This is a genomic window from Streptomyces sp. NPDC058646 (genome assembly GCF_042716875.1).
Lineage (GTDB): Bacteria > Actinomycetota > Actinomycetes > Streptomycetales > Streptomycetaceae > Streptomyces.
The window spans coordinates 271,471-293,504 of sequence record NZ_JBHXRK010000003.1; the positions used below are offsets into that span (position 1 = coordinate 271,471).

General features: G+C 74.1%; 19 protein-coding genes. 7 read left to right on the top strand and 12 right to left on the bottom strand.

All coding sequences use genetic code 11. The features are described 5' to 3' along the window. Positions 1-375: 375 nt before the first annotated feature. From ACFWUZ_RS06290 to ACFWUZ_RS06300, 3 genes are all read right to left on the bottom strand, one after another. A complete protein-coding gene (locus ACFWUZ_RS06290; protein ID WP_384367900.1) occupies positions 376-870 on the bottom strand; it encodes a peptidylprolyl isomerase in 495 nt (164 codons plus the stop codon). Positions 871-926: 56 nt separating this feature from the next. After that, positions 927-3,341, bottom strand: a complete 2,415-nt coding sequence (locus ACFWUZ_RS06295) for a PQQ-binding-like beta-propeller repeat protein (RefSeq protein WP_384367903.1) — start codon at positions 3,339-3,341, stop codon at positions 927-929. 158 nt (positions 3,342-3,499) lie between these two features. Further along, positions 3,500-4,294 carry a VOC family protein gene (locus tag ACFWUZ_RS06300; protein ID WP_384367906.1) on the bottom strand — a complete coding sequence of 265 codons (795 nt, stop codon included), beginning with the start codon at positions 4,292-4,294 and terminating at the stop codon, positions 3,500-3,502. 296 nt (positions 4,295-4,590) lie between these two features. On the opposite strand from ACFWUZ_RS06300, the gene ACFWUZ_RS06305 reads away from it, so the two are divergent. Next, the gene (locus ACFWUZ_RS06305; RefSeq protein ID WP_384367909.1) at positions 4,591-5,238 is read left to right on the top strand and encodes a TetR family transcriptional regulator; all 648 of its coding nucleotides are present in this window, start codon (positions 4,591-4,593) and stop codon (positions 5,236-5,238) included. Positions 5,239-5,348: 110 nt separating this feature from the next. On the opposite strand, the gene ACFWUZ_RS06310 is transcribed toward ACFWUZ_RS06305, so the two are convergent. Both ACFWUZ_RS06310 and ACFWUZ_RS06315 read right to left on the bottom strand, forming a co-directional pair. Then, entirely contained in the window at positions 5,349-5,834 is a 486-nt protein-coding gene (locus ACFWUZ_RS06310) for a nitroreductase family deazaflavin-dependent oxidoreductase (RefSeq protein WP_384367911.1), read from the bottom strand. Then, positions 5,834-7,027 (bottom strand): acyl-CoA dehydrogenase family protein, encoded by a 1,194-nt coding sequence (locus ACFWUZ_RS06315; RefSeq protein ID WP_384367914.1) that lies wholly within the window; start codon positions 7,025-7,027, stop codon positions 5,834-5,836. The genes ACFWUZ_RS06310 and ACFWUZ_RS06315 overlap by 1 nt, the downstream gene beginning before the upstream one ends. A 177-nt stretch (positions 7,028-7,204) precedes the next feature. Here ACFWUZ_RS06315 and ACFWUZ_RS06320 point away from each other — a divergent pair, with 177 nt between their 5' ends. Continuing rightward, positions 7,205-8,440 (top strand): acetyl-CoA acetyltransferase, encoded by a 1,236-nt coding sequence (locus tag ACFWUZ_RS06320; RefSeq protein WP_384367917.1) that lies wholly within the window; start codon positions 7,205-7,207, stop codon positions 8,438-8,440. Between the two features lie 15 nt (positions 8,441-8,455). Here ACFWUZ_RS06320 and ACFWUZ_RS06325 read toward each other — a convergent pair whose 3' ends face one another. After that, positions 8,456-9,037 (bottom strand): hypothetical protein, encoded by a 582-nt coding sequence (locus ACFWUZ_RS06325; protein ID WP_384367920.1) that lies wholly within the window; start codon positions 9,035-9,037, stop codon positions 8,456-8,458. 24 nt (positions 9,038-9,061) lie between these two features. On the opposite strand from ACFWUZ_RS06325, the gene ACFWUZ_RS06330 reads away from it, so the two are divergent. Further along, positions 9,062-9,763 (top strand): pyridoxal 5'-phosphate synthase, encoded by a 702-nt coding sequence (locus tag ACFWUZ_RS06330; protein WP_384367924.1) that lies wholly within the window; start codon positions 9,062-9,064, stop codon positions 9,761-9,763. Positions 9,764-9,904: 141 nt separating this feature from the next. Here ACFWUZ_RS06330 and ACFWUZ_RS06335 read toward each other — a convergent pair whose 3' ends face one another. The 3 genes from ACFWUZ_RS06335 to ACFWUZ_RS06345 form a co-directional block, all read right to left on the bottom strand. After that, on the bottom strand, positions 9,905-11,626 hold the full coding sequence (locus tag ACFWUZ_RS06335; RefSeq protein WP_384367927.1) for a hypothetical protein: 1,722 nt from the start codon (positions 11,624-11,626) through the stop codon (positions 9,905-9,907). A 383-nt stretch (positions 11,627-12,009) separates the two neighbouring features. Continuing rightward, complete coding sequence (locus ACFWUZ_RS06340) at positions 12,010-12,471, bottom strand: Zn-ribbon domain-containing OB-fold protein (protein ID WP_384367930.1); 462 nt, start codon at positions 12,469-12,471, stop codon at positions 12,010-12,012. Continuing rightward, a complete protein-coding gene (locus tag ACFWUZ_RS06345; RefSeq protein ID WP_384367933.1) occupies positions 12,468-12,920 on the bottom strand; it encodes a DoxX family membrane protein in 453 nt (150 codons plus the stop codon). Before ACFWUZ_RS06345 ends, ACFWUZ_RS06340 begins: the two co-directional genes overlap by 4 nt. 190 nt (positions 12,921-13,110) lie before the next feature. Between ACFWUZ_RS06345 and ACFWUZ_RS06350 the strand changes: the two genes are divergently transcribed. From ACFWUZ_RS06350 to ACFWUZ_RS06360, 3 genes are all read left to right on the top strand, one after another. Beyond that, positions 13,111-14,289 carry a flavin-containing monooxygenase gene (locus ACFWUZ_RS06350; RefSeq protein ID WP_384367936.1) on the top strand — a complete coding sequence of 393 codons (1,179 nt, stop codon included), beginning with the start codon at positions 13,111-13,113 and terminating at the stop codon, positions 14,287-14,289. Positions 14,290-14,455: 166 nt separating this feature from the next. Beyond that, positions 14,456-16,690, top strand: a complete 2,235-nt coding sequence (locus ACFWUZ_RS06355; protein WP_384367939.1) for an acetate--CoA ligase family protein — start codon at positions 14,456-14,458, stop codon at positions 16,688-16,690. Between the two features lie 470 nt (positions 16,691-17,160). After that, a complete protein-coding gene (locus tag ACFWUZ_RS06360; protein WP_384367942.1) occupies positions 17,161-17,961 on the top strand; it encodes an enoyl-CoA hydratase/isomerase family protein in 801 nt (266 codons plus the stop codon). Between the two features lie 9 nt (positions 17,962-17,970). Here ACFWUZ_RS06360 and ACFWUZ_RS06365 read toward each other — a convergent pair whose 3' ends face one another. After that, complete coding sequence (locus ACFWUZ_RS06365) at positions 17,971-18,753, bottom strand: VOC family protein (RefSeq protein WP_384367945.1); 783 nt, start codon at positions 18,751-18,753, stop codon at positions 17,971-17,973. Positions 18,754-19,050: 297 nt separating this feature from the next. Between ACFWUZ_RS06365 and ACFWUZ_RS06370 the strand changes: the two genes are divergently transcribed. Further along, on the top strand, positions 19,051-19,668 hold the full coding sequence (locus tag ACFWUZ_RS06370; protein WP_384368092.1) for a flavin reductase family protein: 618 nt from the start codon (positions 19,051-19,053) through the stop codon (positions 19,666-19,668). A gap of 90 nt (positions 19,669-19,758) precedes the next feature. Here ACFWUZ_RS06370 and ACFWUZ_RS06375 read toward each other — a convergent pair whose 3' ends face one another. Together ACFWUZ_RS06375 and ACFWUZ_RS06380 are read right to left on the bottom strand one after the other, a co-directional pair. Next, the gene (locus ACFWUZ_RS06375; RefSeq protein ID WP_384367948.1) at positions 19,759-20,826 is read right to left on the bottom strand and encodes a Zn-dependent alcohol dehydrogenase; all 1,068 of its coding nucleotides are present in this window, start codon (positions 20,824-20,826) and stop codon (positions 19,759-19,761) included. Beyond that, positions 20,823-22,025, bottom strand: a complete 1,203-nt coding sequence (locus ACFWUZ_RS06380; RefSeq protein WP_384367951.1) for an acyl-CoA dehydrogenase family protein — start codon at positions 22,023-22,025, stop codon at positions 20,823-20,825. The genes ACFWUZ_RS06375 and ACFWUZ_RS06380 overlap by 4 nt, the downstream gene beginning before the upstream one ends. Positions 22,026-22,034: the final 9 nt, after the last annotated feature.

A 22,034-nucleotide genomic window follows, 5' to 3' on the forward strand; every position in this document is an offset into this window, starting at 1 on the left:
CCTGGACAACGGCCGCACACGCTACCAGCCGGCCCGCGGCGGAGGCCCGGCGTGCCGTGCCTCCGCGGTGCTTCGGCCGGGGTGCGGGGACCGGCCGCCGGGCGTAGCGTCGGCATCGGGACCCCCTGCCCCCGGACCGGGCCGGTGCGCAGCGCACCCGGTCCGCCGAGGGGTCCCGCCGGAGCGGCGGCCGCCGTCCGGAGCGCCCCTTCCGTGCCTGGTACGACGGCCGTCACACACGCCGTCCCCGCGTCGCGGAGTCCTGAGCCTCCCGGCACGGACGGGCGGCGGCGTCCTCGGCTCCGCCCGGACATGACGGCGGCCCCGGCCCCCCGGTGAGGGGGCGGGGCCGTCCAGTCGTACGGGCGGGGCGGATCAGGCCTCGACGACGCCCGAAGCCGCGATCTCGATCTTGGCCTTGGTGGCGCCCGACTGGGAGCCCAGGGACTCGATCTTGTCGACGATCTCCTGGCCCTCGGTGACCTCGCCGAAGACGACGTGCTTGTTGTCGAGCCAGGAGGTGACGATCGTGGTGATGAAGAACTGCGAGCCGTTGGTGTTGCGGCCGGCGTTCGCCATCGACAGGAGGTACGGGCGGTCGTGCTTCAGGTCGAAGTTCTCGTCCTCGAACTTCTCGCCGTAGATGCTCTTGCCACCGGTCCCGTTGTGGTTGGTGAAGTCACCGCCCTGGAGCATGAACTGCGGGATGACGCGGTGGAAGCCGGAGCCCGCGTAGCCGTAGCCGTTCTGCCCGGTGGCCAGCTCGCGGAAGTTGCGGGCGGTCTTCGGGACGACCTCGTCGAAGAGGTTGAAGACGATGCGGCCCGCGGGGGCACCGTCGATGGTGATGTCGAAGAAAACGTTGCTCATGGGGTCCATCCTGTCACTCCCGGTGCGTTGCGCGACTCAGCGGGGCCCCGCCGGGGTCAGGCGCTCGTACGGGTGCCCGTCCCCTTCGCCGCGTCCAGGGCGTACACGCAGCGGTCCTTGCTGCACGCGTACACCACGCCCGCCTCCGCCACCGGGGCCCCCGTGATCTCGCCGCCCGTGGCCAGCTTCCAGCGCAGCTGCCCGCCCGCCGCGTCCAGCGTGTACAGGCAGTGGTCCGCCGAGCCGAAGTGCACCCGGCCGTCTGCGACCGCCGGCAGGCCGGTGATCTCGCCCCCCGCGGCGAACCGCCACTTGGGGGTGCCGGTGACCGCGTCGAGCGTGTACAGGGCGCTGCCCGCGCCCAGGTGGACGTTGCCGTTCGCCACGACCACCGGGTCGGCGGAGGTCCGCAGCTCCGTCGCGATGCGCCAGCGGTCCTTGCCGGTGGCGGCGTCCAGGGCGTAGACGGTGCCGAGGTGGTCGGCGAGGTAGACCCCGCCGCCCGTCACGGCGGCGCCGGGGGCGAAGGCCGGGGGCGCGACGAACACGGCGGGGGCCTCGAAGTGCCAGCGGACCCGGCCCGAGGCCCGGTCCACGGACAGGACGCGGGTGCCGGCGCAGACGTAGACGTTGCCGTCGGGTGCGGGGGTGACCCGGACGGGGACGTTCCCGCAGGAGCCCGCGTCGCCGACCGGGTAGGACCAGGACTCGCGGCCGGTGCGGGCGTCCAGGGCGCGCAGCCGCGCGTCCTGCCACACGTAGACCGTGCCGTCGTGCAGGACCGGGGCGGCCTCCGGGGTCTCGAAGTCGGTCTGTGCGCCGGTCAGCTCCCACAGCTTCTGGCCGTTCGCGGACTCCCAGCCCTGGATGCCGCCGCCGCGCGTGACGCTGATGACGGTGCCCCGTTCGGCGCGCAGCGCGTACACCCAGGCCTCGCTGGACAGCCGCCAGCGCTCGGCGCCGTCGGTGGCGTCGAGGGCGTAGAGGGAGGGGCCGTCGGAGGCGTGGATGCGGCCGTCGGAGACGGCCATGGACCAGGCGACGTCGCGGGTCTTGAACTGGCGGCGGCCGCTCGCCACGTCGAGGGCGTGCACCTCGAAGGAGGTGACGTAGAGCAGGTCCCCGGCCACGGTGGGGGTGCCCCAGACCTCGTTGGACATGCGGAAGCGCCACGGGCGCCAGCGGCCGCTGTCCGGGGCGGGCCCCGGACCGGGTACGGCGGGCCCGGCGGACGGCGCCGCGGAGGACGTGGCGGCCACCCCGCCCGGCGGCCGGACCCAGCCGGTCGCCGAGTCGGCGGCGGCGTGCCCGGCGGGGGCGGCGGCGGTGGCGCGCGGCCCGGGCCCGATCGGCACCGGGGAGCCGCCGAGGCGGACGGGTTCGCCGGAGGGCACGGGGGACATCGGGGGGTGGTGCGGGCGCTGCGGCACGGCCTGGCCGGTGCGCGGGTCCAGCCAGGGGTCGACGCCGCGCTGGCGGCGGTGCGTGGCGGGGCCGGAGATCGGCCCCCGGGGTCCGGCGGCGGAGCCGGATCCGGCGGCGGGGCCGGGCGAGGGCACCACGGGCGCGGGGGGCGTACGGTGCCCCGCCCGCCGGGCCTCGATCATCGCGACGGCCCGCCCGGGCAGCCACGCGGAGGCGGTGCCGCTCTCGTCGCCGCCCTCGAACAGGTGCGGGGCCAGCTGCGCCTGGAGGTCGGCCGGGGTGGGCCGCAAGGTGGCGTCCATCTGCATGCAGGAGTCGATGAGCGGCCGCAGCTCCTCGGGCAGCCCCTCCAGGTTGGGTCCCTCGCGCAGCAGCATGAAGACCGTCTCCACCGGGTTGGCCCCGTGGTACGGGGGGTGGCCGGTGGCGGCGAAGACGAGCGTCGAGCCGAGCGAGAAGACGTCGCTGGCGCCCCTGACGCTGCGGGAGTCCTTCGCCTGCTCGGGAGACATGTAGGCGGGGGTGCCGACGGCGACGTTCGTCATGGTCAGGCGGGTGTTGGAGACGCCGCTGGCGATGCCGAAGTCGATCACGCGCGGGCCGTCCTCGACGACGAGCACGTTGGAGGGCTTCAGGTCGCGGTGGACCAGTCCCGCGCCGTGGATGGACTGCAGGGCCTCGGCGATGCCGGCGGCGAGCCACCGTACGGCCTGGGCGGGCATGGGCCCGCACTCGTTGACGATCTCCTCCAGGGAGGGCGCCGGGACGTACGCGGTGGCCAACCAGGGCACGGCCGCCCGCGGGTCCGCGTCGACCACGGCCGCGGTGTAGAAGCCGGACACGGCGCGCGCCGCCTCCACCTCTCGGGTGAAGCGCACGCGGAAGAGCTGGTCCTCGGCCAGCTCGGTGCGCACCGTCTTGATCGCGACCCGTCGTCCGGACGCCGACCGCGCGAGATAGACCAGCCCCATGCCGCCGGCGCCGAGCCGTCCCAGCACCTCGAAGGGGCCGATCCGTCTCGGGTCGTGCTGCGTCAGCTGCTCCACCACTCGCCTCCACACCTCCCCGTACGGGCCGCTCACCGGACCCGTTCCCACCTGCACGCGGACCGGCACGGGGCCTGCCCCGTGCAGCGTCTCACCCCCGGGCGCCGCCCGGGTCGCGCACCCCGATTCTGTCAGGCCCGCGCGGGGTACGGCCCCGGCTACGCGGCCGGCTTCGCCCCGGGTTCCGCGAGGAGCCCGAAGACGGCCCCCTGATTGTCCGCGACGACCGCGATCCGGCCGTACGGCGTGTCGAAGGGATCGGCGGTGACCCGGCCGCCGAGCCGCTGCACCGTGGCGACGGCCTGGTCGCAGTCCGGGACGGCGAAGTAGGCGAGGAAGTGCGCGGGCATGATCTCCGGGAAAGCGTCGGTGATCAGGCTGCGGCCCATGACGGCGGTGTCCACCCCGGGCGACCTGCCGGGCGGGGACCAGACGCGGTATTCGACCCCGGCGTCGTCCTGATCCTGCGGGACGTAGCCGAAGACCTTGGCGTAGAAGGCGTCGACGGCGTCGCGGGCCCGCGTGTAGACCTCGGTCCAGCAGTACGCGTACGGCTCCTGCTGGACTTCGAAGCCGTCGTGGGTGCCGGGCTGCCAGAGGCCGAAGACGGCCCCGCCGGGGTCGGCCGCCAAGGCCGCGGTGCCGTAGGGGCCGACCGGCATCGGGTCCATGACCAGCTGGCCGCCGGCGGCGCGGATGCGCTGGGCGCAGGCGTAGGCGTCGGAGGTGTGGAGGTAGATCCCCCATACGGTGGGCATCCGGCCGTCGGGCTTGGGCGCGAGGGCGGCGACGTTGCGGCCGCGGCTGTAGGCCTGCGTGTAGCCGCCGTACTCGGCCCCCGCGCTGTCGCCGAAGGTCCACCCGAAGAGCTCTCCGTAGAAGCGCTTGCCCGCCTCGACGTCCGGAAGCGAGGCGTCCACCCAGCAGGGTTCGCCTTCCGCGAATGCGGCCATCAGCCCGGTTCCTTCCGTTGTGCGGGGGTATGTACCCTCCCACCTCTCCCAGCCATGATCCGCCCGAAAACTTGTCCACAGCCTGTTGATAAGACTAATCGGGGGAAATCTCGCGGAAGCGGACGGTCCGCTGGGGGCGGCGTGCGTACGGCAGGCCCGCGGCCGCGTCGGCGCGGGGCGGCCGGAATTCGCTGCACGGCCCGCCCCGGAGAGGCTCCGGCCCAGGCCAATGACCCCGTAACCCCATTTGCAGGCGGCCGAATAGCGCGCCGATCACCCCTCGGTAAGCTGACGGCATGACAGGACAAGTACGCACCGTCGACGGGCGTGTCGCCGGCCGGCGCGGCCAGGCGACGCGGCAGAAGCTGCTCGACTGCCTGAGCGAGATGCTCAGCTCCTCGCCGTACCGCGACGTCAAAGTGATCGATGTCGCCCGCAAGGCCGGTACCTCCCCCGCGACCTTCTACCAGTACTTCCCGGACGTCGAGGGTGCCGTCCTGGAGATCGCCGAGCACATGGCCACCGAGGGCGCGCAGTTGACGGCGCTCGTCGAGGGCCGCAACTGGGTCGGCAAGGCGGGCTGGGCCGCGGCGGAGGAACTGGTCGAGGGCTTCCTGGACTTCTGGCGGCGCAACGACGCGATCCTGCGCGTCGTCGACCTCGGTGCGGCCGAGGGCGACAAGCGCTTCTACAAGATCCGCATGAAGATCCTGAACTCGGTCACCAACTCCCTCACGGAGTCGATGAAGGAGCTCCAGTCCAAGGGCAAGGTCGACAAGGACCTCAGCCCCGCGGCGATGGCCGGTTCGCTGGTCGCCATGCTGGCCGCGGTCGCCTCGCACCAGAAGGGCTTCCAGACCTGGGGAGTCAAGCAGGCCGAGCTCAAGCCGAACCTGGCCCTGCTCGTCCACCTCGGCATCACGGGCAAGAAGCCGACGAAGTAGCGGCGGACCCGGAGGGGTCCGCCGCCCTGTACGCCACCGGCACACCTCCCCGCCGGCCCTGCCCGCGCACCTCGCGCCGGGTGGCGGCGTGCGTCACCGGCCGCCTGTGATCAGCGACGCTCCAGGCGGAACAGCCGGATCTCGCGCTCGATGCGCGCCTGGTACGTCGCGTACGGCGGCCAGAACCCCAGTACCGCGCTCCATGCCGCCGCGCGCTCCTCGCCTTCCAGCAGCCGGGCCCGTACGGCGATGTCCCGACCCTTCCAACTGACGTCCGCGTCCGGGTGCTTGAGCAGGTTTCCGGTCCACGCCGGGTGCCCGGGCCGGCCGAAGTTGGAGCCGATCAGCAGCCAGCTCGTCCCGCCGTCCTCCGGCATGCAGGCGAGCGGGGTGGTGCGCGGCTCGCCCGTCTTCGCGCCCTTGACGGTGAGGATGACGCCCGGCAGCATCCGGGCGCTGAGCAGCACTCTGCCGCGGGTCAGTCGGTGCACCGTCTTGTCCAGGGCGGGGATGAAGTGCGGTGCGATCTTGGCGAACAGCATGGTCGAGGAGACCTTCTGCATCAGCTTCACGCCGACGCCGGATGCCACAGCCATCAGACGGCCACCTTCTCGGGTTCCGTAGGGGAGGTGAAGAGGCCGGCGCGGTGCGCGGCGTGCGCCCGGAGCCGGTGGACCGGGCCGAACAGCAGCTCGTCGGAGGCGGCCCGCTTGAAGTAGAGGTGCGCGTCGTGCTCCCAGGTGAAGCCGATGCCGCCGTGCAGCTGGATGGCTTCGCCCGCGGTGAGCCGCAGGGCTTCCAGGGCCTGCGCGAGGGCGAGGCCGCCCTGTTCGGGGTCCCAGGCGGCGTAGTAGGCGGCCGACCGGGCCGCCTGCACCTGGACGTACAGGTCCGCGAGGCGGTGCTTGACGGCCTGGAAGGAGCCGATGGGGCGGCCGAACTGCTCGCGCTCGCGTACGTACTCCACGGTGCGGGCGAGCGCCTGACCGGCGGCGCCGACCGCTTCGGCGGCGAGCACGGCGCAGGCGGTGCGGCCGGTGGCGGCGAGGGCGCCGAGCACGTCGGCCCCGTCCTCGCCGAGCAGTTCCGCGGGGACGTCGCGCAGCTGGACCCTGCCCTGCGGGCGGGTCTCGTCGAGGACGGTCTGGCGCGAGCGGACGAGGCCGGGCGCGTCCTGCCGTACGAGGAACAGCAGCGCACGGCCGCGCGCGAAGCCACCGGTGTGCGCGGGTACCAGCAGCAGCGAGGCGCTGTGCCCGTCGAGCACCTGGGCGCTCTCCCCGTAGAGCCGCCAGCCGCCGCCCGCCGCGTCGGCGCGGGCCTGCACCCCGCCCGCACGGCCGCCGCCGGCCCAGTCCCCCGCGGGGTCCTCGCCGTTCAGCGCCAGGGCGGTGGCCAGGGCAGGGCCGGGGACGGCGAGGGCGGCGGTCAGCCCGCCCGCCGCGAGGGGCGCGAGGAGGGCGGTGCGCTGGGCCGCGGTGCCGAGGGCGGCGATCAGCGGCGCGCAGAGCACGGCGGTGGCCAGCAGCGGGGAGGGCAGCAGCGCCCGTCCGGTCTCCTCGCAGGCCAGGGCCAGGTCGGCGGGGGCGCAGCCGACGCCGCCGTACTCCTCCGCGACGGCGAGGCCCGGCAGCCCGAGCTGCCGGGCGAGCTGCTGCCACAGCTCGCGGTCGTGTCCGGCGGCGGTGCGGGCGGCCGCCTTGACCTCGTCCGGGCCGCAGCGTTTGCCCAGGATCTCGCGCAGTGTACGGCGCATCTCGTCCTGCTCCGCGGTGAAGGCGGCATCCATCGTCGGGCTCCTCCCCCTTGATCTGACGGGCCGTCATGTTAGGGCGGGAGGGGTCAGAAGCACAGGGGGCGGCCGGGTGCACCTTCGACCCGTCCGGGCCGCCCCGGATGCCGGACCCCCGGGGTCCGGCATCCGGGGGTCTGGCATCTGACACTCTGTCAGATGTACGGTCGGCCCATGCCTGGAACCACGCCCGGGCCCCTCCGCGGGCCCGCCTCCGCCTCCGACACCTCCCCCGGCACGGCCGGCACCCCCCGCCGCCGGGTCGCGGTCGTCGGCGTCGCCCTCTCCGACTGCGGCCGGGTGGACGGCCCCACCCCGTACGCCCTGCACGCACAGGCCGCCCGCAGGGCCCTGGCCGACTCCGGCCTGGACCGCTCCGTCATCGACGGCTTCGCCTCGGCGGGCCTCGGCACCCTGGCGCCGGCCGAGGTGGCCGAGTACCTGGGCCTGCGCCCCACCTGGGTGGACTCCACCTCCGTGGGCGGCTCGACCTGGGAGGTGATGGCCGCCCACGCGGCGGACGCCATCGCGGCCGGCCACGCCCGGGCCGTCCTGCTGGTCTACGGGTCCACCGCCCGCGCCGACATCAAGGCCCGGCGGCGGACCTCGAACCTCTCCTTCGGCGCGCGCGGTCCGCTGCAGTTCGAGGTCCCCTACGGCCACACGCTGATCTCCAAGTACGCGATGGCCGCCCGCCGCCACATGCACGAGTACGGCACCACCCTGGAGCAGCTCGCCTCCGTGGCCGTGCAGGCCCGCGCGAACGCGGCCGGCAACCCGGACGCGATGTTCCGCGAGCCGATCACGGTCGAGGAGGTCCTGTCCGGGGAGATGATCGCGGACCCCTTCACCAAACTGCACTGCTGCATCCGCTCCGACGGCGGCTGCGCGGTGCTCCTGGCGGCCGAGGACCTCGTAGCGGACACCGCCAAGGCCCCGGTGTGGGTCCTGGGCTCGGGCACCTCCGTCTCGCACACCACCATGTCGGAATGGGAGGACTTCACGGTGTCCCCGGCAGCGGTCTCGGGCCGGCTGGCCTTCGAACGGGCCGGACTGACCCCGGCGGACGTGGACCTCGCCGAGATCTACGACGCCTTCACCTACATGACCCTGGTGACCCTGGAGGACCTCGGCTTCTGCGCGAAGGGCGAGGGCGGCGCCTTCGTGGACGAGGGCCGGCTGCTGCGCGACGGCGAACTCCCGGTCAACACCGACGGCGGGGGCCTCTCCGCCTGCCACCCCGGCATGCGCGGCCTCTTCCTCCTGGTCGAAGCGGTCCGCCAGCTCCGCGGCGAGGCGGGCGCGGGCCAGGTCACCGGAGCGGACGGCCGGCTGCCGGAGGTGGCGCTGGCCTCCGGGACCGGAGGCTGGTTCTGCTCCTCCGGGACGGTGATCCTGGGGCGGGGCTGAGCCCGCGACCGGCCCTCACCAGTCCATGCGGTCCAACGGACGCCCTTCGGGGGAGAGTTCGATCTCGTGGGGCATGTGGTCGGCGTCCGTCAGGCTGATGACGTCCGGGGAGACCCACTCCGCGCCCCGGATGCCCTGCGGCCAGGGCGCCATGTCGTCGTACCGGACCACGGGCCAGCGGCGGGCCGTCGGGAAGCTGCCGTCGTCCACGTACACCTCCCAGACCGGGTCGGTCAGCGGGGACGTGCGCTCCACCACCAGGCGGCGGGCGGCGCCGTCCGGGGCCGGGACGTCGAACTCGGCCGAGGGGAAGGGGTCCACGGCGACCAGGTACACCGGAACGCACGACGCGCCCAGGACGACGGCCCACACCAGGCCGTGGCACGCGACCGTACGCAGGACCGGGCGGCGGGAGGAGAGCAGGACCGCCCCGGTGAGGGCGAGGGCCGCGCCGGCGCCGGTCAGCAGGGGTTCGTCGAGCTCGGCCAGGAGCGCGTAGCCGCCGGGCCGGTCGTACAGCGGGGCGACGACCGCCACCCCGGTGAGTACGGCGGCGAGGGCGAACAGCGCCCGGGCCACACCTCTGTGCACGTTCATGAGCCCGCACCCTAGCCTGGCGCCATGACGAGCCAGACCAGCGGGACCAGCGAGCCCGGCGCCACCGACCGGGACGCGTTCCGCGCCACCCTGCACTCCCTGCGCGTGTGGGAGAACCCGCCCCCCGCCTTCGACACCGGGGCCGCGCCGGCCGAACCGCTGCCGCTGTTCCGGGAGTGGTTCCTGCACGCCGCCGCGGCGGGGCAGCAGGAGCCGCACACGATGAGCCTGGCGACGGCCGACGCCGAGGGGCGTCCCGACGTACGCGTCCTGATGCTGCACGACGCCGACGAGCGCGGCTGGCACTTCGCCACCCACGCCACCAGCGCCAAGGGCCGGCAGCTGGCCGGGCAGCCGCAGGCCGCGCTCGCCTTCTACTGGCCGGCCGTGGCCCGCCAGGTACGGATCCGGGGCCGGGTCACCGCGTGCAGCCCGCAGGAGAGCCGGGCCGACCTCGCCGTGCGCTCACAGGGCGCGCTGGCCTCCGCCCTCACCGGCCGGCAGAGCGAGGTGCTCGGCTCCCGGGAGGAGCTGGAGCGGGCTTCGGCGGCGGCGTGGGAGCGGGCCGCGGCCGAACCGGACGCACCGGCCCCGACGTGGACCCGGTACGTCCTGGACGCCGCGGAGGTGGAGATCTTCCAGGGCGACCCCGCCCGCCGCCACGCCCGGCTGCGCTACCGCCGCACGGCCGGGTCCGCCTGGGTCCGCGAACTGCTGTGGCCTTAGGCCGTCCCTTCCGGGTCGTGCCGGGCCCGTGCTCTGCGGAAGGGACGGCCCAGCCGTCGCCGGATCCTCGTAGCAGCCGGCCGGGGCCGGTACGCAGCAGCGTGCGGGCCCCGGACGGGCCGGTGGGGCGTGAGTGAGGCCCTACGAGGTGGGACGGCGGCGCTTGCCCGTGCCGGCGACGAGTGCGGCGCCCATGGCCACGGCGAGGCCGGCGCCCCCGAGGGCCCAGCTGGTGGCGGAGCCGGCGCCACTGGTGGCGAGGTGGCCGCCGTCGGAGGTGCCGCCCTTCCCGCCGTTGCGGTCGGCGGCCGGCGCGGCGCCGTCGCCGGGGGTCCCCTGGTCGCCGTCGCCGCCGGTCCCGCCCCCGTTGCCGCCGCCGGTGCCCGGTGCGAGGATCCGGGTCGCGAGGGACTCGGTGCCGGAGGTGACGAACTCGCCCTTCTCCGTGTGCGCGTAGCCGTCGAACACCATGTGGAAGGCGCCGGGGACCGTGTCGCCGGTGAAGCGGATGCGCAGCTTCAGCGTGGTCCTGTCCCCGGCCTTGAGGGACACCTGGCCGAGGTCGCCGCCCAGGGTCTCGTCGGACCCGCCGATCTCGACGTCGTACCAGCCGCCGGCGCCCCAGCCCTGGACCTCGACCTGCTCCGGCGTCACCCAGGGGCCCTCGTCGAAGCCGCGGCCCATGTGGGCGGCCACCAGGAAGTCCTTGAGGTCGCCCTTGCCCGCGTTGTCGAGGTGGAGCTGGAGCTCCTGCCAGTCAGCGCCGGCCCGGAAGCCCTCGGCGGGGATCCCGTCGACGGTCACCTTCGGGCCCTCGACGCGGACGCTGCCTGAGCCGGAGGCCACGCGGGAGTGGTAGGTGACCGTGTCGGCGACGGCGCCGCCGTGGTGCGGGTTGCCCTTGCCGGAGACGTTCAGCGAGAAGGCCGTCGCGGGGGTGCCCTCGGCGAACCGGACCCGGAAGACCAGGTCCCGCTGTTCCCCGGCGGCGTACTCGCCGCCGTAGCCGAAGATCCGGACCTTGCCGTCCTCCTGGCCGACCTCGACCGGGTGCCAGTAGGACCGGCCGTCGACGGTGGTGGCGAAGTACTCCACCTCGATCTGGCCCGCCCGGATCCCGGGGCCCTGCGAGACGAGGTCGACGCCGAGGTAGAACTCGTTCGTGCCGGGGCGACCGGAGTTGTCCACCTTCAGGGTCAGCGGATGCCACGCGTCGCCGCCGGCCTTGAACCCGCCCTGGGGCAGCCCGGCGAGGCTGAGCGCGGGGGCCTTGGCGGCCTGCTGCTCGCGAGTGGTCTTCGAGGTGTACGAGGCCGTCTCGGAGTCGACGTCCGTGTGGTTGGTGCCCGTGACCTGGATGCGGAGCGGGGCCGCGGCGGCCTCGGCCGCCACGCGTACGCGCACCGGGATCTGGATGGACTTGTCCTGCGCGACCGGTATCCCGGCCAGCACGTCGAACACTGCGGTCTGCGGGCCCGGGCCGGCCTTCCGCTCGGCGGCCTGCCAAGCGCCGGCGTAGCGGTGCTCGACCTCGATGTGCGCGCCCTTGACGGGGGTGGCGGTGCCGGAGAAGAACAGCCCGAGGTCGTAGCTCGACAGGTTCTTCCCGCCGCTGTTGTCCATGCGCAAGGTGAGTTCGGTCCACTCCCCGCCCGCCTTGAAACCGTCCTCCGGCAGGCCGTCGAGCGCCAGCTTCGGCCCGTTGTAGACCGTCTGTGAGCCCGAGGCCTCGCCCTTCGGGTCGCTGTCCGGGGTGGTCACCGCCGGGTTCTTGACCTCGTCGGCCACCGCCGGGGTGGCCATGAGGACGCTGGGACCGACCACTGCCGCGGCGGCCACGACGGCCATGCGCTTGAGCTTCACGTGTGCTGCTTCCCCTTCGTGCGGCCCCGGGCGCGCGAGGGCGCATCCCCCCAAAGCCTGGTCACCCGTCATTTTCGAACAGGCTGAGACTAATTCAGCGGTTCAAGGCTCCAGAACCGTCCGGCGTCACGGATCGACGCCCGGCCGCGGCCTCGGAACAGCGCATACCCACCACAGTCCCCGGATTCCGGACAGCGGGTCCGCCACCGGGGCCCCGGCGGCGGCCATGAGGAGGGCGCAGGCGTACACGGCCCGGGCGGGCGCGTACACGGCCCGGGCGGGCAAGCGCAGAGTCCGGCCGAGGTCCGCGAGCAGCCGGCGACCCGCAGCGGGTGGTGCCCACCGCGGGTGGTGTCCGCAGCGGCTCCCGTGTCGCAGGTGCCCTACGGCACAGGGCGCGGCGGCGGCGTCCCCTGCTCCTGCCGGCCGGCCCGCGCCGGCCGGAACACGGCCACGGCCACCCCTTCCGCCGCCTCGCGGAAGGTGACCTCCAGCCCCATCCCGATCCGCAGGTCGGCGGGTGCGCAGTCGACGACCTCGGTCATCATCCGGGGGCCTTCCGCCAGGTCGACCACCGCCGCCGCGTACGGGACGCGCGCACCGAAGGGCGGCAGGTCGTTGCGGTGGATCACCGACCAGGTGTAGAGGGTCGCCCGGCCGGCGGCCGTCTCCCAGGTCACGCGGTCCTCGCCGGCCCAGCAGAACGGGCAGAACTCCCGCGGGTAGTGGTGCGCCCGTCCGCAGTCCGCGCAGCGGCGCAGCAGGAGGCGGCCCTCGGCCGCCGCGTCCCAGTAGGGGCGGGTGAACTCGTCGGCCTCGGGGAGGTCGTACCGCACGCCGGTCACAGGAAGAGTCCGAGCACGGCGTCGAGGGACCAGGCCTGCCAGGACATGGCCATCAGGGCGACCAGCGAGATGAGCCCCATCATCGCGTTCTGCCCCTGCTCCGCCCAGTCGTGGATCATCAGGACGAGGTAGAGCAGGTTCAGCAGCAGTCCGGCGGCCAGGGCGACGGGGGTGAGGAAGCCGAGGACGAGGCCGAGCCCGAGGGCGAGTTCCGCGTACACGACGACGTACGCCATGAGCCGGGGACGCGGCTGCACGATGCGCTCGAAGCCGCCCTTGACGAAGCCCCAGCGGTGCTTGCCCGCGACGTCGGCGGCCCAGGCGATGCCGGTGCCGCGTTCGAACCAGCCCTTCTTGTCCTTGTGCCGCCAGCTCTCCAGCCACCACAGGCCGAGTCCTATCCGGAGCACGGCGAGCCATTCGGCCCCGCTGAGCCAGACGGTCTGCATCGGCAGCCTCCACCCTCGCACGCTTGATCTGACGGTACGTCAGTTCAGCGGATCCGGGACGATCACGCAAGGCCCCGGCATGCGCGAAGGGCGCGGAACCCCGCCGCCGACGGCCACCGTGATCGATCCGCAATCGATTCCCTCCTTGACCGAGACCCATCAACGCTGCGTGGCGATACGATCACTCCTCATGTCCGGACTCCCCACACCACTCGACCTGACCACCCAGCCCCGCCCCGTGTACGTCATCGGCGCGGGCCCGGCCGGCCTCGCCGCGGCCGCCGCACTGCGCGCCCGAGGCGTCCGCGCGGTGGTCGTGGAGAAGTCCGACGCGGTCGGCACGTCCTGGCGCCGCCACTACGACCGGCTCCACCTGCACACCACGCGCCGGCTCTCCGCCCTTCCCGGCCTGGCCATGCCGCGGCGGTTCGGGCGCTGGGTCTCGCGCGACGACCTGGTGCGGTACCTGGAGAAGTACGCCGAGGTCCACGAGCTGGAGCTGGTCACGGGCGTCGAGGTGACCCGGATCGAGCCCGCGGCCGACGGCGACGGGTGGACCCTGCACGCCACCGGCGGGCGGATCATGGCGGCCGGCGCCGTCGTCGTCGCCACCGGCTTCAACCACACCCCCGCCCTGCCCGACCTCCCGGGCCGCGAGGCGTACACCGGGCGGCTGCTGCACGCCGCCGACTACCGCAACCCCGAGCCGTACGCGGACCAGGACGTCCTGGTCGTCGGCGTGGGCAACACCGGCGCCGAGATAGCCGTCGACCTCGCCGAGGGCGGGGCGGCGCGGGTCCGGCTGGCCGTCCGCACCACTCCGCACATCGTGCGCCGCTCGACCGCGGGCTGGCCGGCGCAGCGCACCGGGATCCTGGTGCGGCGGCTGCCCGTACGGCTCGTGGACCGGCTGGGCGCGCTCGTCGCGAAGGCCTCGGTGCCGGACCTGTCGGCGTACGGGCTCCCGCGCCCGGCCACCGGCCTGTACAGCAGGGTCCGGGAGGGGGCCATCCCGGTGCAGGACGTCGGCCTGATCGAGGCGGTCCGCGCCGGCCGCGTCGAACCGGTCGCCGCCGTCCAGGCCTTCGACGGCGCGGAGGTGGTGCTCGCGGACGGCTCGCGGATCACCCCGGACGCCGTGATCGCGGCCACCGGTTACCGGCGCGCCCTGGAGGGGCTGGTCGGCGACCTGGGCGTACTCGACGAGCGCGGGCGGCCCCGTACGCACGGCGCGCAGACCCTGGAGCAGGCTCCCGGCCTGTACTTCACCGGCTTCACCAACCCCATCAGCGGGATGCTGCGGGAAGTGGCCCTGGACGCCGCGAAGATCGCCAAGGCAGAGTCCCGCCGGATGCGCACGCCGGCCTGAACCGCGCTCTGGACCCGCCCGGACGGGATCTGACACCGTTCATCACATCTCCTCCACCAGCTTTCCTGCGCAGCCCTGTTCCTGACGACACGTCAGTTCAGTAATCTGACTACACGTCAGTTATTGAGGTTCCATCGAGGTTCATCGAGCAGGAGCGGGCGGAACGATGCTTGGATCTACTCACGGCACCCTCACCACCGACTTCCGCGCACGGGTCGAGGCCTGCGGGGAGACTCCCAGGACGGCCGTCCACTCGACGGCGGCGCCGTCCACCGAGGACGCGGTCCCGCTCGACGTCAGCGGACGGCCCCTGCACGCCGACGTGCCCGACCTGGACCGGTTCTTCCGACCCGAGTCGGTCGCCGTCATCGGCGCCTCCGACGCCGACGGCAGACCGAACACCGGCATCACCCGCCAGCTCATCGCCTGGGCCGAGCGCGTCGGCGCGCGCATCCACCCGGTGCACCCGACCCGCGGGACCGTCTTCGGCCTGCCGTGCGCGCCCACGGTCTCCGACCTGCCCGAACAGGTCGACCTCGCCGTCCTCCTGGTCGCCGACCCGCTCCCCGTCATCGAGGAACTGGCCGGGACCAAGGTGAAGTTCGCCGTCGCCTTCGCCTCCGGCTTCGCCGAGACCGGCGACGAGGGCGCCGCCGCCCAGGCCCGGCTCACGGCCGCCGTGGGCCGCTCGGGGCTGCGCCTGCTGGGCCCCAACACGAACCTCAACGCCTTCGAGAGGTTCCGCGAGGACCTGGACGGACCGGCCATCGCCCTCATCACCCAGTCGGGCCACCAGGGCCGGCCCCTCTACACCCTCCAGGAGCTGGGCATCCGCCTCTCCCACTGGGCGCCCACCGGCAACGAGGCGGACCTGGAGACCTCCGACTTCATCTCCTACTTCGCCGAGCAGCCCGAGGTCGGGGCCATCGCCTGTTACGTGGAGGGCCTCAAGGACGGTCGGTCCTTCCTGCTGGCCGCCGACCGTGCGGCGCGGGCCGGGGTCCCCGTCGTCGCCGTCAAGGTCGGCCGCACCGAGACCGGCGCCCGTACGGCCGCCTCCCACACCGGGAAGCTGACCGGAGCCGACACCGTCGTGGACGCCGCCATGCGGCAGTTCGGCGTCATCCGCGTCGACGGGCTGGACGAGCTCCAGGACACCGCCGCGCTGCTCGCCCGGGCCCGCAGGCCCCAGGCCGAGGGGGTCGTCGTCTACTCCATCTCCGGCGGCACCGGCGCCCACTTCTCCGACCTGGCCACGGAGGCGGGCCTGACCCTGCCCACCCTCTCGCAGGCCAAGCAGGACGAGCTCCACCAGTGGATCCCCCCGTACCTGGACGTCGCCAACCCGGTGGACAACGGGGGCCACCCCGTCGGCGACTGGCGCGGCCACAAGATCATCGACGCGATCCTGGCCGACCCGTCCGTCGGCGTCCTGATCTGCCCCATCACCGGGCCCTTCCCCCCGATGAGCGACAAGCTCGCGCAGGACCTGGTGGACGCGGCGGAGGCCACCGACAAACTGGTCTGCGTGATCTGGGGCTCCCCCGTCGGCACCGAGGACGCCTACCGCACCACCCTCCTCGGCTCCTCCCGGGTGGCCACCTTCCGCACCTTCGGCAACTGCATCACCGCCGTACGGGCCTACCTGGGCCACCACCGCTTCACCACCGGGTACCGCTCCCCCTTCGAGGACGCACCCCGCACGCCCTCGCCCTCGTACCGCAAGGCGCAGGCCCTGATGCGCCCCGGCCAGCAGCTCAGCGAACACGGGGCCAAGCAGCTGCTGCGCGCCTACGGCATCCGGGTCCCCCGCGAGCAGCTCGTCACCAGCGCGGCGGCCGCCGTCCGCGCGGCGGGCCTGGTCGGCTACCCCGTCGTCATGAAGGCCTCGGGCCCCCAGCTCGGCCACAAGACGGAACTGGGCCTGGTGAAGATCGGGCTGACCTCGGCGAGCCAGATCCGTGACGCGTACCGGGAACTGACCGACATAGCCCGTTACGAGAACGTCCCGCTCGACGGGATCCTGGTCTGCCAAATGGTCGAACGCGGGGTGGAGATGGTCGTCGGCGTCACCCGGGACCACCTCTTCGGCCCGACCGTGACGGTCGGCCTCGGCGGGGTCCTCGTGGAGGTCCTGCACGACGCGGCGGTCCGCGTGCCGCCCTTCGGGGAGGACCAGGCCCGGGCCATGCTCACGGAACTGCGCGGCCATGCGCTCCTGGAAGGCGTACGGGGAGCACCCCCGGCGGACGTCGACGCCCTCGTGGAGGTGGTCCTGCGTGTCCAGCGGATGGCCCTGGAACTGGGCGACGAACTCTCCGAACTCGACATCAACCCCCTGATGGTCCTCCCCCGCGGCCAGGGCGCGGTAGCCCTGGACGCGCTGGCCATCTGCCACTGACGCTCGCACTGGCCCAAGAACCACCCCCGGCCCAAACCCGGCCACCCCATCCCCACCGCCCCGGGCCCAAGACCGGGCCCCGCCACCCCAGCCCCGCCGCGGCGTTTGAGGCGCGGGCCCAAGACGGAGGCTCCGCCATTCCAGCCCGCCGGCGATTGAGGCGCGGGTCCAAGGCCGAGGCCCCGCGCCTCCAGCCCCGCCGGCGTTTGAGGCTCGGGGTCCCGGGCGGAACCCCGATCCTTGACCCGCGGCGGGGGCCCGGGCCGGCCCGACCACCCCAACCCGCCGACACTCGCCGCACGGCCCAAACCCAGGCCACCGCCCCTCCAGCCCCGCCGGCGATTGAGGCGCGGGGTCCGGGGCGGAGCCCCGGTCTTCGACCCGCGGCGGGGGCCGGGGCCCGGGCCGGGTTCCACAGCTCCGCGCAGCGCCACGGCACCACCCACCACCCCCGAACGGGAGTTCACCCCATGACCGGCACCCCCGAGGACGACATCCTGCACCGCACGGAGAACGGCGTCTCCTGGATCACCCTCAACCGCCCCGAGGCGATGAACGCCGTCACCTGGACCCAGCGCGACCGCATCATCGCCCTGCTCGCCGAAGCCTCCACCGACCCGGCCGTCCGCGCCGTCGTCATCACCGCCACCGGCAAGGGCTTCTGCGCGGGCGCGGACCTCCGCGGCGCCCCGGCCACGGGCGACCGGATCGCGGGCGACGTGGCCCGCATGATCCGCCTCGGCGCGCAGCGCCTGATCACGGCGGTGCTGGACTGCGAGAAGCCGGTCCTCGCCGCCGTCAACGGCACGGCCGCCGGCATCGGCGCCCACCTCGCGTTCGCCTGCGACCTGGTCGTCGCCGCCGAACCGGCCCGGTTCATCGAGGTGTTCGTACGCAGGGGCCTGGTCCCGGACGGCGGCGGCGCCTACCTGCTCCCCCGCCTGGTCGGCCCGCAGAAGGCCAAGGAGCTGATGTTCTTCGGCGACGCCGTCCCCGCCACCGAGGCCGAACGCCTGGGCCTGGTCAACAAGGTGGTCCCGGCCGACGCCCTGGAGGCGACCGCCCGCGCGTGGGCGGAGCGCCTCGCCCAGGGCCCGACCCGCGCCCTGGCGATGACCAAGCAGCTGGTCAACGCCTCCCTGGACGGCGACCGGGCGACCGCACTGGCCGCCGAGGCCACCGCTCAGGAGATCAACATGACCACGGCCGACGCGATCGAGGGCGTGGCCGGCTTCGTGGAGCGCCGTACGCCCAAGTTCTCCGGCCGCTGACCGCCCGGCCTACATCCGCGGGTCGGGCTTCAGCAGCGCGAAGACCGCGCCCGCCGGGTCCGCCAGCCAGGCGAGCCGCCCCACGTCGGGCACGTCCGCGCCGGGCATGAGGACCGACCCGCCGTTGCGCTGGGCGGCGGCGGTGGTGGCGTCGACGTCCGGCACGTTGAAGTACGGCACCCAGCGGGCCTCCTCACCCGCGCCCTCGCCCAGCGGCGCGACCCCTCCGAAGGAGCCGTCCTCCTGGTCCCCGGCGGCGACGCTCAGCACGCGGTAGGTCATCCCCGGCGCCTGCATCTCGGCGTGCCGCCAGCCGAACACCCCCTGGTAGAAGGCGATGCCCGCCTGCGGGTCGGGCACGTGGAGTTCCGCCCACACCAGGGTGTTGTCGGCGGAGGCCAGTCCCAGTCCGGCCGTCCTCCCCGGCTGCCAGCAGGCGAACTCGGCGCCCTGCGGGTCGGTGTACTGCGCGAGCCAGCCCTCCCCCATGACGTCCATGGGCTCCATCCGGACCGCACCGCCGCCCGCCCGTACGGCCTCGGTGGTCGCCTGGATGTCGGGGGTCATGAAGTGCACCATCCAGGCGGAGTGTGCGCCCTCCTCGGTGAGCGGTCCGAGGGCCGCGACGGTCTTCCCCTGGAGCTGGAAGAAGCCGTACCCACCCGCCTCGGGGCCCGCGGCGACGAAATTCCATCCGAAGAGGGCCCCGTAGAAACGCGCGGCGGCGTCGGTGTCGGGGCTGCCGAGGTCGAGCCAGTTGGGTGAGCCGGTGCTGAAGTCGGTGCCGAGCATGGGGTCCTCCGGGGTAGTGCGGGCGGTACGGGTCCGCCGGTCACGATGCCCACCCTCCGACGGGCCGGCCCGCGTACGGGCCCCCGGGGGCCGGGGTTTCACCCGTGTGGCGTCACCGGCCCCGAGGGGAGCCGGGACCGGGCGGCCCGGACGGGCAAGCGGACCATCAGGCAGCCGCACGGACGCCCGCCCGTCCAGATGCCGGACGCACGGGCGCACGCGCCACCCACCCTCCCCCACCCCTTCCTATCTGACGAACCGTCAGGTTCAATCGTCGGTGTGATGGGACACGCAGGGATGGCGGCCACCGTCGTCCGATACCTCAGATCAGCCGGCTCCCCCACGTCCGCCGCGCCGGCCCGGGACCCCCTGCTCGACGCGGCACTGCCCCGCCCCGACCTGCGGGCCGTCGGCGAGGACGAGCGCGCACCGGTGGGCGCCGCCGAGTTCCGGGCCGTCCTCGGGAACTTCGCCAGCGGGGTCACCGTCATCACCGCGCCCGCCGGCGCCGGCGAGGAGGGGCCGGCCGGCTTCGCCTGCCAGTCCTTCGCCTCGTTGTCCCTGGACCCGCCGCTGGTCACCTTCATGGTGGCCCGTACGTCGACCACCTGGCCGCGGATCGCCCGCGCCGGGGTGTTCTGCGTCAACATCCTCGGCGCCGGACAGGGCGAGCTGTGCCGGTCCTTCGCCGTCAGCGGCGCGGACAAGTTCGCCGGGGTCGGCCACCGCCCGGCCCCCGTCACCGGGTCTCCGCAGATCGACGACGTCCCCGCCTGGATCGACTGCCGGATCCACACGGTCCACACCGGCGGGGACCACCTCATCGTGGTCGGCCGGGTCGAGGCCATGGGCGCGGCCGGCGAGGGCGACCCGCTCCTCTTCCACAAGGGCCGCTTCGGACGCTTCAGCGCCTGACCGGGCCGCACCCGGCCCGGTCACCCGAAGGTTCCGCCCCGTGGTGACGAAGGGCCCCGCTTCCGCGGGACCCTCGGGTCGTCCCGGTGGTCAGAAGGTCAGTACCCCCCGGGCCACCCGCCCGTGGTGGGCGTCGTCGGCCGCCTTGGCGAAGTCCTCCACCGGGTAGACCTCCGTGACCAGTTCGTCCAGCAGCAGCCTGCCCTGCCGGTACAGCTCCGCGTACAGGGCGATGTCGCGCTGCGGGCGCGAGGACCCGTACCGGCAGCCCATGATCGTCTTGTCCAGGTACAGGGACGAGACGAGGAAGGAGGCCTCCTCCCTGAAGCCGGGCACGCCGAGCAGGACCGCCTGCCCGTGCCGGTCCAGCAGGTCGATCGCCTGCCGGATCAGCTTGACGCTGCCCACGCACTCGAAGGCGTGGTCGGCGCCCGCCGGCAGGATCTCGCGGACGGCCCCCGAGGAGTCCGCGACGGCGGAGGCGTCGATGAAGTGCGTGGCGCCGAACCGCCGGGCCACCGCCTCCTTCGCCGGGTTCGCGTCGACCGCCACGACGGTCGTGGCGCCCGCGATCCGGGCCCCCTGGAGCACGTTCAGCCCGATCCCGCCGGTGCCGATGACGACCACCGACTCGCCGCGGTCGACCTTCGCCCGGTTCAGGACCGCGCCCACGCCCGTCAGGACCCCGCAGCCGATCAGCGCCGCCGAGGTGAAGGGGATGTCCTCGGGGATCTTCACCGCCTGCACGGCCTTGACGACCGTGCGCTCCGCGAAGGCGGAGTTGGAGGCGAACTGGAAGAGCGGCTTCCCGCCGCGCGAAAAGGGCTGCGCCGGCATCCCGATCGCCTTGCGGCACATCGTCGGCCGGCCCCGGTCGCAGTCGGCGCACGCCCCGCAGTTGGCGAGGGTGGACAGGGACACGTGGTCCCCGGGCGCCACGTGCGTGACACCCGCCCCGACCGCCTCGACCACCCCCGCGCCCTCGTGCCCGAGCACGACCGGCGGCGGGAAGGGAATCGTCCCGTCGATCACGGACAGGTCGCTGTGGCACAGCCCGGCCGCCCGGACGGCCACCAGCACCTCCCCCGGCCCGGGATCGCGGATCTCCAGGTCGTCGACCACCTGGGCCTGCTTGCCGTCGAACACGACGCCTCTCACCTGGACTCCTTGGGCAGGCCGAGCACGCGCTCGGCGATGATGTTGCGCTGGATCTCGTCCGAGCCGCCGTAGATGGTGTCGGCACGGGTGAACAGGAACAGGCGCTGCGCCCCGTCGAGTCCGCGCTCGTACGGGAGGTCCGGGGCCCAGGACGCCGGTCCGGCCGTCGCCGCCGCCCCGCGGACCTCCACCGCCAGCTCGCCGAGCCGCCGGTGCCAGCCGCCCCACAGCAGCTTGGCCACGCTCGGTGCTCCCGGCCCGCCCTCGGCGCCCAGCGTGCGCAGGGCGTTCCACCGCATCGTGCGCAGCTCCGCCCACTGCCGTACGAGGCGCTCCCGCAGCGCCGGGTCCCCGGCCCGCGCGGAGCCGGCGTATGCGGCCAGGACCCTGTCCAGTTCGGCCGCGAACCCGATCTGCTGGACCAGCGTCGAGACCCCCCGCTCCAGGGCGAGCAGCCCCATGGCCACGGTCCACCCCTCCCCCTCGCCGCCGACCGCCTCCGCGGCCACCGCCCCGTCGAAGAAGACCTCGTTGAACTCCGAGGTGCCCGACATCTGCCGGATCGGCCGGACCTCGATCCGGCTCGGCTGGTCCATCGGTACGAGGAGGAAGGACAGGCCCCGGTGGCGCCGGGACCCCGGCTCGGTGCGGGCCAGGACGAAGCACCAGTCGGCGTCCTGGGCCAGCGAGGTCCACACCTTCTGCCCGGTGACCCGGTACAGCCCGTCGGCCGGGTCCCGTACGGCCGAGGTCCGGATGCCCGCGAGGTCGGAGCCGGCGCCCGGTTCGCTGTAGCCCTGGCACCACAGCTCCTCGCCCCGCGCGATGCCGGGCAGGAAGCGCTCCTGCTGCTCCCGGCTGCCGTACGCGATCAGCGTCGGCGCGAGGAGGTTCTCGCCGATGTGGCCGACCCGGCCGGGCGCGCGCAGCGCCGCGTACTCCTCGGCCCACACCACCTGCCCGGTCAGGGACAGCCGCTGCTGCCCGTACGCCCCGGCCGGGACCTCCCAGCCCTGGCCGATCCAGCCGCCGCGGCCCAGCTCACGCTCCCAGGCGCGCCGCGCGGTCACCCCTTCGTGCTCGCTGCCCGGCCCGCCGAGGCCGGCCGCCTGTGCGTACGGGCCCGCGAGGTGCTCCGTGAGCCAGGTACGGGCCCGGCCGCGCAGCTCCTCGTCCTCGGCGCCGAAGCTGAAGTCCACCGGGCCTCC